The sequence below is a fragment of the Nocardioides sp. genome, from assembly GCF_035429765.1.
Classification (GTDB): Bacteria; Actinomycetota; Actinomycetes; order Propionibacteriales; family Nocardioidaceae; genus Nocardioides.
The window spans coordinates 1-11,759 of record NZ_DAOMFK010000097.1 but is presented as its reverse complement, the minus strand read 5'-3'; the positions used below and the strand labels follow the sequence as shown (position 1 = coordinate 11,759).

Sequence of the window (11,759 nt, the reverse complement as noted above, 5' to 3'; positions counted from 1 at the left end):
TCGGCCGCCACCACGATCCAGTCCGGCTTCGGGTCGGCGGTGGCGAAGGCCTGCACGTCGGCGCGGAAGGTCTGGGCGTTGGCGAAGATGAGCGGCGCGTCGAACCGGTAGACCGGGCAGCGAGGCAGCACGACGGCGTGGGTGTGCGTGGTGACGTCGTGCAGGCCGGGCAGCCCCTCGGTGCTGCCGAGCGTGGTGCGGTGCGGCATCCAGACGCGACGGAACACGTCGGCCACCGAGATGAGGATTGCGATGAGGATGCCGGGCAGCACGCCGAGCAGGGCGACGCCGAGAAAGGCCGCGAGCGAGACGAAGAAGTCGGCGCGACGCTGACGTCGGAGCCGGAACATGCCCGGCACGTCGGTGAGCGACAGCGACGCCGCGATCACCAGCGCACCCAGGGTGGGCTGGGGCAGGTCGGCCAGGATCGCCGGGAACGCGAGCAGCATCACCGCGATCGTGATCGCGCCGGTGAGGCCGGCCAACTGCGTGCGCGCACCGGACTGCTCGGCCACCGCGGTGCGCGACCCGCTCGTGCTCACCGGGAAGCCCTGGAACAAGCCGGCGGCGATGTTCGCGGCGCCGATGCCGACCATCTCGCGGTTGCCGTCCACCCGCTCGCCGCGACGCTCGGCGAACGAGGTCGCGGTCGAGATCGTGTCGGCGAGCGCCACCAGCGTGATGCCGGCCGCACCAGCCAGCAGCAGCCCGAGGTCGGATAGCCCCACCTTCGGCAGGGTGAAACTCGGCAGGCCCTGCGGCAGGGCGCCCACCACCTTCACGCCCTTCGACTCGAGGTCGAGCACCACGCTGATCAGGATGGCCACCACCACGGCCACCAACACCGCGGGGATCTTCGGCACCGTTCGAGTGAGGACCAGGATCAGCGCCAGGGAGAACAGGCCGATCGCGGCAGCGGCCGCGACGACCTCGCCGTTAAGGACTCCCTGGATCACGGCCCAGCACTCGGCCAGGAAGCTGTCGGCGTCGACGGAGAACCCGAGCAGCTTCGGGATCTGACCCACGAGGATCGTCAGGGCCAGGCCGTTCATGTAGCCGACGATCGTCGGCTTGGACAGCAGGTCGGCCACGAAACCGAGATGCCCAGCCGCGGCCCCGAGCATGAACAGTCCCACCAGAATCGCCAGCGCCGAGGCCAGCAGCACCGCGCGCGCGGGATCGCCGCCAGCCCCCACCAGCGGCAGGATCGTCGCCGCGATCATCGGGCCCAGGGAACTGTCCGGACCGAGCACGAGCACCTTCGACGGCCCCAGCAGCGCGTAGCCGGTCAGGCACAGGATCGACGTGTACAGACCCGTGACAGCCGGCAGCCCCGCCAACTCGGCGTAGGCCATGCCCTGGGGCACCAGCAACGCCGTGAGCACCAGACCGGCGACGATGTCCTTCGTGAGCCACTCGCGCCGATAGGGCAGGACCGTCGGCGCGACAATGCCGTTGAGCTTCATGACCGCAGCAACCTCCAACCGTGCGGTCCGTCGGTGATCAGCGCGTCGGCCCACCGCGCGGGTGGCTCGGGCACCGGGTTCATGGGCGACCCGGTCACCAGCGTGGGGACGAGCACCCGCCAGCAGGCCGGATTGATGACCGACTGCGGGGCGACTAGAAGCGTCGTCGTCAACGGCGCCCCGCCCGCGTACGCCAGTTCCGTGGACTCGTTGATCTCGATAGTCACGGCGGCGCTTCTCCCTCAGTCGGCCTGCTTCCAGCATGGCCTCGGCGACCGTGGCGGGAATCAACCGGATCGGGTGACGCGCGGCACCGTGGGTCGAACGTCGCCCGGGCAACGCCCCTGCGGGCATGGCACGATCCAGACGTGTCGAGTAGCCGGGACTGGGTGGGCGCCGCGTCAGCGGCGTCGGACCTCGCCGACGCCGACCCGACACCTGGGCGGATCGTCCGTAACCGGCTGTTGAATCGGGTCTCGGCCGCCCCGCCCTCCGTGACGGTCGTCGTGCTCAGCGGCCCGGCGGGCAGCGGGAAGTCGGCGTTGGCCGACCAGTTGCTGGAGGGCGACGACCGACGGCATGTCGTCGTGGCGCTCGCCCGCCACAGCGACGAGGTCACGACGCTCGCCGCCCTGCTGCTGGACGCCTTCCAGTCGCTGGGCGCCGCGACGGCACTGCTCCGGCCGGGGCTAACCGTGGAGGAGCCCGCCTACTCTGCCTCGCTCCTCCCGGCTCTCGCACGCGTCGCCACGAAGGCCGGGGCGTCTCCCTACGTGCTGGTCGTCGACGACGTCCACTTTCTGCGCGACCCGCGTTGCCAGGAGCTGCTCCGGGCGGTCTCCGGGGCGGTGCCGTGCGGCTCGCGGCTGCTGCTGCTCACGCGCGACGAGCCGCCCACGTGGGTGGCACGGTTGCGCGCGGAGGGGCGCCTGCTCGAGCTCGGTGCCCGCGACCTGGCGTTCTCGGTGCCGGAGGCCGAGAGCCTGTTCCACGGCCTGCGCCTGTACCCCGACCATGCAGCGGTCGAACGACTGGTCGAACGGGCCGAGGGATGGGCCGTGGGGCTCTACCTGAGCGCCCTCGCAATGGTGCGGGAGGGGGGGTGGTCCACCGACCGGATCAGTTCGGTCCCGGGCGGACCGAGCACGCACATCGGCGAGTACTTGAGATCCGAGGTGCTCGACCCGCTCGATCCCGGCGATCGACAGTTCCTACAACACACGAGCGTGCTCGACGTGCTCACGGCCGACGGGTGCGACGCGGTCCTCGACCGCCGGGACTCGGCCAGGGTCCTTGCCCGCCTGCACCGCCACAACCTGCTGATCGTCCCGCTCGACGACGGGAGCGGGTTCCGCTGCCACCACCTGCTCGCCGACCAGCTCGCCACGGACCTCGCGGCCGACGAGCCGACCCTCGTCCCCGTGCTCCACCGCCGCGCCGCCTGTTGGTTCGACGCGCAGGGTGATCTCGACGCGGCCGTCCGTCACGCCCGGCAGTCCGGCGACCTCCCGTTCCTGGCCGAGCTCGTGTGGTCCGGTATCGAGGGCTGCCTGGGGTCGGGTCGTCCCGACCGCCTCCGCGGCTGGCTCGGCGGGCTCCCGGACCGCGACGTGGCCTCGGACCGCTGGTTGTCCCTGGCGGCTGCGTGGTCGGCCGAGCAGACCGGGGACCTCGACCGGATGCGCCGCTGGCTGCTCGTCTCACAGAAGCACGCCGGTCGGGACTGGCGCGACCGCATGCATGTCGACGAGTACGCCGCATCCGTGGCCCTGCTTGTCGGCATTGTGGGCGAGACCGGACTGGAAGACGCGGTCGTCCTGTGCCGGGGAGCCCTGCAGGGACTGCCGGTCGACTCCGGCTTCCGGGCTGCAGCCGCGTTCGTCCCCGGCGTCTGCCTCACGCTGCTTCGCCGCCCCACGGAGGGGACCGCCAGCCTGGTAGAGGCCGAGCAGCTCGCCCGCGCCCTCAGCGTCCCGCTCGTGCAGGCCAACGCCCTGTCGTGGCAGGGGCTGATGGCGGTGGCGACGGCCGATCACGCCCGCGGCGCCGAGCTGATCGCCGAGGCCTCGCGTCTGATTGAGCAGTACCATCTCGACCGCATGGTCACCTCGGCCCACTGCCTCACCGCCCAGGCGCTACTGCAGGCCATGCGCCACGAGCCCGACGCGGCGGCCACCCTGGCCAAGGCGCGGCGCCTCACCGTCACCATCCACGGAGTCGGGGCTTGGTTCGCCGTCTGCGGCCCGCTGTTCCAGGCGCGCGCCGCGCTCCTCCTCGGCGATGCCGCGCTTGCTCGTGTGCTCATCCTCGAAGCGAAGGACGCACTCACCCCCGAGCTCGCTGGCTCGCTCGCCGGCGATCTGCTCGACGACACCGAGGCCCTGTTCCGGTCGGTCTCCCGCGCCGGCGCCTCCGGCGCGGCGCTGACGGCCGCCGAGATGCGCGTGCTGCAGTTCCTGCCCAGCCACCTGTCATTCCCGCTGATCGGGGAGCACCTGCACCTGTCCCTCAACACCGTCAAGACCCACGCCCTGGCGGTCTACAGGAAGCTGGGCGTCAACTCGCGGGACGAAGCCGTCGCCCGGGCACAAGAGCTCGGCCTCGTCGAGGCGCCGCCTCGCGACTGAGGGTTCGCCCGATCCGGGTGATGCCGGACCGACCGCTGACTGGTGTGCTCTGAGAGGGCCACGAATCTCGACCCGCTGCAGTCGCTTCCCGCGAAGGGGGGTCCGGCATGGCCGCCGTCACGGTGCCGGCCGTGCGACGGGGATGGAGCGCGGACGACCTGCGCCTCGACGGTGCGGGGCTCACCTTCATCCAGGTCGCGCGCGGCATGCGGTTCGAGGCGGACGCTCTGACCCTCGTCGATCTCGCGCCCACGATGCCCTACGTGGCCAGCCCGCCCCCAGCCTTCCTCGGGCACATCTCCACCGGTGCCTTCCTGGATCTGTGGCTCGACGCCGGGTTAACGACGCCCGGCTCGCCGGGACGCCCCAGCGTGCTCTCGCTGGCGGACCCGACCATCGCCCCGTTCGGCGACGCCGTGCTGCTGCTGACCCGACCGCGCATCCATGAGTCAGGCCTGCGCTACAGCGTCACTCTCCTCGGCGGCGCTCTCCCCGCCTACTCCGGCTCGTGCGTGCTCTACGTCAACGCCGGATCCGCCGACGCCCACGTCGGATGGTCTGACGGTCTGCCGACCCGGATGCCGGCCGACGGCGATGACTGATGGCGACCCCCGGCCCCACGAGCCGGACGACAGCGAGGACCCGGTCTCGCCGGACGAACCACATCTGGCCAGTGGGGAGTACGCCGGGGGTCGTCCACGACCGTTCCGCGCTCCCGAGACGCCCAAGTCCCGTACCCGGTTCGTCCCGCTCCTCGCCGACCTGAGAGGCATGACGGCCGGACGCCTGCGCCCGGACCTGGTCGCGGGCGTGACCATCGCTGCCCTTGCCGTTCCCCAGGGCATGGCATACGCCCAGACCGCCGGACTGCCCGTCGTGGCCGGCCTCTACGGGCTCCTGCTGCCGGTCGTGGCCTACGGTGCCCTCGGCTCGTCCCGCGTGCTCATGACCGGCCCCACTGCCACCGCTGCCCTCATGGTCGGACCCGCCCTCGCGGCCGTGAGCGCGGACCCGGCGTCGTACCCCGTGCTCGCTGCCATGCTCGCGCTCCTGGTCGGCGCGACCTTCCTGGTCGCACGGGTACTGCGCCTGGGCTGGATCTCCGACTACTTCTCCTCGGCCGTCCTGCTGGGCTTCCTCACCGGTCTCGCGCTCACGCTCATCTCGGGCCAGCTCGGCGCATTCTTCGGGGTCGAGGTCGAGGGCGACACCTCATTGCAGGAGTACCAGTCGTTCGCCAGCAACGTCCTCGGCGAGGTCGACGTGCCGACAGTCGCGATCGCTCTGTCGTGCCTCGCCGCGCTGCTGGTCGGCGGCCGGCTGTGGCCACGATTCCCCATGCTGCTGCTCGTCACGATCGCCTCCATCGCCGTGTCGGCCTGGGCCGACCTCGGCTCGCAGGGCGTGACCCTCGTGGGCGAGATCCCGCCCGGGCTGCCCTCGCTGCAGTGGCCCGCGGTGTCGCTGGGCGACGTCGCGAAGCTCGCTCCCTCCGCCGTCGGCATCGCTCTCGTCGCCTTCTCCGACGCGATCCTCACCGCGCGCAGCTTGGCCCGCCCGGGTGAGCGCCCGGTCGACGCGGACCAGGAAATGATCGGCCTGGCCGGACTCAACCTGATGGCAGGGCTGTCCCAGTCCTTCCCTGTGGGGTCGAGCGGCTCGCGCAGCGCGGTGAACGTCCGCGTCGGCGGACGCACCCAGGTCGTGAGCATCACCCAGGCCGCGAGCGTGGCGCTCGTGCTCCTGTTCCTCACCGCGCCGTTGTCGTTGCTGCCCAAGGCGACCCTGGCCGCCGTGATCATCTACGCCGCGATCGGCCTGGTCGACATCGGTGGCTGGAAGTCCCTCGTCCACGGATCGCGTGCCGAGCTGGTCGTCGCCGTGGTCACCGTGGTCGGGATGCTCACGGTGGGCCTGCTGCCCGCTCTCGTCATCGCCGTGCTGCTGTCCATCCTCGACGTCGTACGCCGCAGCGCGCAGCCACGCGACGCGGTGCTCGGCTGGAGCCCGAAGAACGGCAGGTTCGTCGACGTCCGGCGCCGCAAGGACGCCCGGGTGGTACCCGGCGTCGTCGTCTACCGCCTCGACGACCGGCTGTTCTTCGCCAACAGCCGCTACTTCCGGTCCCGGGTGCGCGAGGCCGTCGACGGTGCGCCGTACGACGTCGCTGCGCTCGTGTTCGATGCCGAGGCGGTCACGAGCCTGGACACCTCGGGCGCCGAGGCTCTCCGCCTCGTCATCGCAGAGCTCGACGACCGCGGCGTGCACTTCGTCGTCTCCCGGTTGCGGGCGCAGTTCGAGCAGCAGGTCGACGCCTTGGGACTGGATGACGTCCTGCCGGCCGCCAGCCTGTTCCCCACCGTGCGGGCCGCGGTGCTGGCCGTCACCGGGGTCGACGTCGAAGGATCGCAGTGACCCCGGGACGGGCCGAACCGGCACGGATCTCCGGCCCGAGGTTCTTCTCCTCGTCGGCGGACGAGCCGTACCAGCGACGCCCGACCGATCTCCTGTTGGCCCTCGGTGGCCTCGTCGGCGTCGTGCTTCTCGCCCTGCTCTCCCCGTCGGGGACGGACCTCGAGGCCGCGGTAGAGGCGGTCGTGATCTCCCTGCCAGGTGTGGGGTCCTGGCTTTGGAGCGCGGGATACGCCCTGCTCGTGCTGTGGGCGCTCGTGGTCCTCGGCGCTTCCGTGCTGCGCCGTGGGCGACGCCGCCTGCTCGCGCACTACCTGCTGTGCGCTGCGATGGCATGGATCGTCGCAACCGGTGCGGGCCTGGTCGCGGGATTGAGCTGGTCGGAGGTCCTGGACCGCGCTCCGGCGCTGCTGCTGTTGCCCGTGTCCACGGCCGTCGTCGTCACGGGGTCACCCCACGTGGCGCGGCCGTTCCGCTGGGTCGGGCGGGTGCTCATCGGCGTCGGCGCCGTGTCAGCCGTCCTCCTCGGATTGACGTCTCCGCTTGGGACGCTGACCGGTGTCATCATCGGGATGACCGCGGGAGCGCTCACCCACCTCCTCCTCGGCTCGCCGGGTGGCCACCCGACCCCGGCCCAGGCCGAGGCCGCGCTCGCCGAACTCGGCCTCACTGTGGTCGACGTCAGCGACGCCCCGGAGCAGGTGCCAGGCATGGCACTGTTCGAGGCGGACACCGAGGATGGCGGCGAGCTGACGGTCAAGATCTTCGGCCGCGATGCGTGGGACGGCCAGCTCGTGACCTCGTTCTGGACTGCGCTGTGGCGGCGGGGCGAGAGGCCGCATCTCGGCCGCGGCCGGTCCGAGCTGGTCGAGCACGAAGCACTCGCCACAGTCCTCGCCGAGCGGGCTGGAGTCCCCGTCCTCCCTGTTGTCGCGGTCGGCCGGTCGGCTGAGGGCGACGCACTCGTCGTGACGCAGTCCTCCGGTCGCCAGCTCGCCTTCCTTGCGCCAGACCAGGTGGACGACGGGGTGCTGGACGACTTCTGGCGCGCCCTCCTGGCGCTGCACCGGGCCAGCATCGCGCACGGGCGGATCGACGGCGACCGGCTGCTGCTCACTGCGGACGGGGCTGTCGCACTTGCAGACTTCGGCGAGGCGGAGATCGGGGCGGCCCGCGCCTCGATCCTCGTCGACCGCGCGCGGCTGCTGGTCGCGACCGCGCTCGTGGTCGGCCCCCAGCGCGCGGTCGCGGCCGCCGCCGAGACCGTCGGCGCGGTCGAGCTCGCAGAGTTCCTCCCCTACCTCCAGCCCCCCGTGCTGGCCAAGGTGACTCGTCGCCGGATGAAGGAGCGGGAGTGGGACATCTCCGACCTCGTGGCGACGGCCGCCGACGCGGCGGGCGTGGAGCCCCCGACGCCCACGCCTCTGCAACGGGTGACCCCGCGCTCGCTGGTTCTCGCGGCTCTGCTCACGGTCTTCGCCTGGGCGTTCCTCAGCTGGCTGCTGGGGCTCGACTTCGCAGCCATCTGGGCGGAGCTGCAGAACGCGGACTGGAAACTGCTGGGCGTGGCGCTGCTGGTGACGCCGACGATCCAGCTGGCGCAGGCGCTGTCCACGCTCGGCTCGTCCACGGCGGCCCTGCGTTACGGCCCGGTCGTGATGCTGGAGTATGCGATCCAGTTCATCTCGTTGACCCTGCCGTCGACCGCCGCCCGGGTAGGGCTGGAGGTGCGGTTTTTCGAGCGGTTCGGGATCGATGCGGGCGCCGCCGTCTCGATGGGGGTCATCGACAGTACGTCCGGCTTCGCCGTGCAGCTGGGCCTGCTCCTGTTCGTCCTGGTGACCGACCTTCCCGCCTTCACCACCCAGGTGCTCGGGAACGCGACGTCGACGTCCTCGGACGAGTCATCACAGCCGGCACTCCTCGCGCTGCTGGTCGTGCTCGCCATCGTCAGTGCGCTCGTCGCCCTCCTCGTCCACAGGAGCCGTCGGTACGTCCTGGGACGGATCGCTCAGGCGCGCACGTCGGTCCGCGAGCAACTGGCAGCGGCCCGCGGGTCGTTCGTGGTCCTGCGACGCCCGCGCAAGCTCGGGGAGATGCTGGGTGGCAACCTCGTCGCACAGCTGCTGGAGGCTGTCGTCCTGGGCATCTGCCTGCGGGCGTTCGGGTTCGAGGCAGCCTTCTCGCAGCTGGTGCTCATCAACACTGTGGTCTGCCTGTTCGGTGGCCTTATGCCCGTGCCGGGCAACATCGGGGTTGCCGAGGCCGGGTACACCCTCGGACTGCAGGCCATCGGCATCCCCGCCGAGGTCGCCGTCTCGGTCGCGATCGCGTTCCGCCTGGTCACCTTCTACCTTCCACCGATCTGGGGAGGAATGGCGCTGCGCTGGCTGAAGCGGCACGCCTACCTGTGAGCCGGGGACCGGCCTGGGATCGTCACCGCCTGCTCAGGACTCGACAGCCTTCGGGCGGCGGAGCAGGACCACGAGGCTCAGCGTGATCACCCAGATCGGGAAGAGGAACATCGCCCAACGAGGCAGCGGCGGGGTCAGCAGCAGGACGATCCCGCACAAGTAGCCGAGGAGGGCCACCGCGCGCGGGAGAGTCCCGGCGCGTCGGCCGGCGGTCGACACGGTAAGGGCGAAGACCGCGGCCATCCGGGCACCGAACTGGCCGAGCAGGGCGGTGGAGACCGACCAGGCCTCCGCCGCCGCGGTCGGTGCGACCGGGAAGCCGGCGTCCACCAGCGAGAGCAGGCCGCTGAGGACGGCTGCCGCCGCGAACAGCATCGCCACGAACAGCAGCCCCGACCCGAGGAATACCGTCTCGAAGAACCGGTCCCCCAGCCGACCGAGCTCCGAGCGCACGACGGCGACGAACCACAGGAACGCGATCCCGGCGAAGGGGATGAGCGCCAAGGCGATCACGACGCTGTCGCGACGGGTCTGGTCGTCGGCCCACGATCCGAGTTCGCTCGTCGTCTGCGGTGCCACCGACTGCAGCAGCAGCAGGACAGTAGCCAGGATCAGGCTGAAGAACAGACCCGCCACCGCGGCCGCCTTGGGCTGGCGCATCGCGCGGGCCAGCGAGGTCAGGTCCATGGGCGTCCTCCCGACAGCGAAGAGGGTCTTCAGCGGGACGGGGCCGGGTCCCGCGAAGTGGTGCGCGCATCCACGACGCGGCCGCCTGTCGGCGATGGTGGGCGCTGTGCCATGCACGAACCGTAGGGCCCGGCTCGTGCCCCTTGAGGCACGAGCCGGATGGCCGCGTCAGGTCAGGCCAAGGCCTTGGCCTTGAGGGCGTCGAACTCCTGTTGGGTGATGGCGCCCTTCTCGAGCAGGGCATGCGCCTGGGAGATCTGGGCGCTCGGGTCCGCCGGCGCGGCGACGCTGCGGATGTAGTCGTCCTGCGACTGCTTCATCGCCTGGTACTGCGCCGCATCGCGCTGGGCCATGCCTTTGCCGTTCGCGATCACGTAGATCAGCATCGTGATGAGGGGAATGAACAGCAGGAGGATCAGCCAGCCCGCCTTCGCCCACCCGCTGCTGTCGTGGTTGCGGAAGATGTCGATGATGATGCGGAACAGCATCATGAAGTAGATGACCATGAAGAACACGGCCAGAAGCCACCAGAGCCAGTCGGCCAAACTGTTCATCGCGATCCCTTCCGTCAAGATCGGCCAGCGGATGACGCGGTGCGTGCCTCCGCCCGAATACGGTGCCTGTCAGTCACACCCCACTCCGCGCAGGCCGGCGTGGCACCCCCCGATCAGGGTGAGATTCCTTCTGCACCGGCATGCACCGCGGCCCCGGCGCTGAGGATCGCCGCGCGACGGCTCGCGAGGAGGCGCAGAATCGACAGCGTGCCCGACGCAGACGTTCCTGAGGCTGCACCTGTGCGGCTGGACCGGGAGACGCGACGCGTAGTCGCCATCTCCGTGGCCGCGTCGTCGATCGGCTGGTGGCCGGCGTTCACCTTGGGCGTGTACGGCGTGATCTTCTTCGAGCAGCACCTGGCCCTCTGGGCTGCGGCCACGAGCGCCTTCATCGCCGTCGAGGTCAGCGGTGGCCGCCGGGTACTGCGGCGCGTGTCGAACTACACACTGCTGCTGCCATCCCTGTGGCTGGTGCTCATCTGGCTCCTCCCCGTCACCGACTCGACCGCGCGCTACCTGCTGTTCTGGTTCGGCGTCCTGGTGACCCTGCTCGGCATGCCCGCGCTTGCCGCGTTCCTGGTCAGACTGCTGATCCCAGGCGCCGAGAACCTGCCACGCAGGCAAGCGGCGATCGCGATCGTCGCGGTCGCGATCGTCATGGCCGCGGCCTACCTCCTGGGGACCCAGCACCCGCACATGCTCAGCTGCGACGACTTCACCATCAGCGGCAACTTTGCGCCCGCCAACTGCAACCCCGGCATCGCCACCACCGAGAGCGGCACCCCCTGACTGCCCCTCGCCGGCTGTAGCGGGCGCGGCGCCCACGGGGAGGCGCATGTTCGCCCGATCCGGGTGAGGTTCGGACGCCTCGGTGGTGGTGGACTTGTCGTGTGCCTGGCCGGGACCGCACGGGGAGTTGGCCAGGCAGTTTCCGACGGGAGCGGCTTGATGCGACGGTCGCGGTCAGAGGAGGACGATGTGTCTGACGACCTAGAAGTGGGACCGGTCGACTACATGGTGATCGAGTTCCCCGGGCGCAAGATGACTGGCGAAGGACTACCGATCCTGGTCGACCTGGTCGACCGCGCTGTCATTCGCATCCTCGATCTCGTGTTCATCGACAAGGGTCCGGACGGTGAGGTGACCGTCATGGAGCTCTCCGGTCTCGATGACGCGATGTCAGGGCATTTGGCGCTCTTCCAAGGGGCATCCTCAGGGCTGCTCGACGGGAGCGACATCAGTGAAGCAGCCAAGGCGGTCGAGCCGGGCAGCGCAGCCGGGATCCTGATCTACGAGAACCGTTGGGCAGGCCCGTTCGTCGCGGCGATGCGCCGATCGGGAGCGGAACTTGTGGCCAGCGGCCGCCTTCCAGCGACGGACGTCATCGCCGCGGTCGAGGCGCTCGACGCCGCAAGCTGAGCTCCCCGCCGCCGAGACCTCGGACTCGATAGGAGGACAGACATGCCTGGTCTGCTCAGAGGAATCGCACGCACCGCCGTCGTCGCGGGGACCGCCACAGCCGTCGCAGGAGGCGTCCATCGTCGGCAGCAGAGGAGGTGGGCCGCTCAGGATCAACAGACGTACACCCCACCGCCGCAG

At 70.7% G+C, this 11,759-nt stretch carries 10 protein-coding genes; 6 read left to right on the top strand and 4 right to left on the bottom strand.

Annotated elements, in window-relative coordinates; genetic code table 11:
- Positions 1-1,466: SulP family inorganic anion transporter (locus PLP61_RS10290; protein WP_324502620.1), on the bottom strand; the 1,466-nt coding region annotated here is incomplete at its 3' end.
- Positions 1,463-1,693 (bottom strand): hypothetical protein, encoded by a 231-nt coding sequence (locus PLP61_RS10285; protein ID WP_324502619.1) that lies wholly within the window; start codon positions 1,691-1,693, stop codon positions 1,463-1,465. The genes PLP61_RS10290 and PLP61_RS10285, both read right to left, overlap by 4 nt.
- 141 nt (positions 1,694-1,834) lie before the next feature.
- On the opposite strand from PLP61_RS10285, the gene PLP61_RS10280 reads away from it, so the two are divergent.
- The 4 genes from PLP61_RS10280 to PLP61_RS10265 all read left to right on the top strand — a co-directional run bounded on the left by PLP61_RS10280 (position 1,835) and on the right by PLP61_RS10265 (position 8,919).
- Complete coding sequence (locus PLP61_RS10280; RefSeq protein WP_324502618.1) at positions 1,835-4,093, top strand: helix-turn-helix transcriptional regulator; 2,259 nt, start codon at positions 1,835-1,837, stop codon at positions 4,091-4,093.
- A gap of 107 nt (positions 4,094-4,200) precedes the next feature.
- On the top strand, positions 4,201-4,695 hold the full coding sequence (locus PLP61_RS10275; RefSeq protein ID WP_324502617.1) for a hypothetical protein: 495 nt from the start codon (positions 4,201-4,203) through the stop codon (positions 4,693-4,695).
- Between the two features lie 169 nt (positions 4,696-4,864).
- Entirely contained in the window at positions 4,865-6,508 is a 1,644-nt protein-coding gene (locus PLP61_RS10270; protein ID WP_324502616.1) for a SulP family inorganic anion transporter, read from the top strand.
- The gene (locus tag PLP61_RS10265; RefSeq protein ID WP_324502615.1) at positions 6,505-8,919 is read left to right on the top strand and encodes a lysylphosphatidylglycerol synthase domain-containing protein; all 2,415 of its coding nucleotides are present in this window, start codon (positions 6,505-6,507) and stop codon (positions 8,917-8,919) included. Before PLP61_RS10270 ends, PLP61_RS10265 begins: the two co-directional genes overlap by 4 nt.
- Positions 8,920-8,952: 33 nt before the next feature.
- Here PLP61_RS10265 and PLP61_RS10260 read toward each other — a convergent pair whose 3' ends face one another.
- Positions 8,953-9,606, bottom strand: coding sequence for a hypothetical protein (locus tag PLP61_RS10260; RefSeq protein ID WP_324502614.1), 654 nt, complete (start codon positions 9,604-9,606; stop codon positions 8,953-8,955).
- A 173-nt stretch (positions 9,607-9,779) separates the two neighbouring features.
- Positions 9,780-10,178 carry an SHOCT domain-containing protein gene (locus PLP61_RS10255; RefSeq protein WP_324502613.1) on the bottom strand — a complete coding sequence of 133 codons (399 nt, stop codon included), beginning with the start codon at positions 10,176-10,178 and terminating at the stop codon, positions 9,780-9,782.
- Positions 10,179-10,367: 189 nt separating this feature from the next.
- Between PLP61_RS10255 and PLP61_RS10250 the strand changes: the two genes are divergently transcribed.
- Entirely contained in the window at positions 10,368-10,949 is a 582-nt protein-coding gene (locus tag PLP61_RS10250) for a hypothetical protein (protein WP_324502612.1), read from the top strand.
- Between the two features lie 189 nt (positions 10,950-11,138).
- Positions 11,139-11,579 (top strand): DUF6325 family protein, encoded by a 441-nt coding sequence (locus PLP61_RS10245; RefSeq protein WP_324502611.1) that lies wholly within the window; start codon positions 11,139-11,141, stop codon positions 11,577-11,579.
- Positions 11,580-11,759: the final 180 nt, after the last annotated feature.

What these genes read in the sequence shown, in the direction of transcription:
- PLP61_RS10270 (WP_324502616.1), top strand. Translation starts at nt 4,865, where the DNA reads ATGACGGCCGGACGCCTGCGCCCGGACCTGGTCGCGGGCGTGACCATC.
- PLP61_RS10260 (WP_324502614.1), bottom strand. Translation starts at nt 9,606, where the DNA reads ATGGACCTGACCTCGCTGGCCCGCGCGATGCGCCAGCCCAAGGCGGCC.
- PLP61_RS10275 (WP_324502617.1), top strand. Translation starts at nt 4,201, where the DNA reads ATGGCCGCCGTCACGGTGCCGGCCGTGCGACGGGGATGGAGCGCGGAC.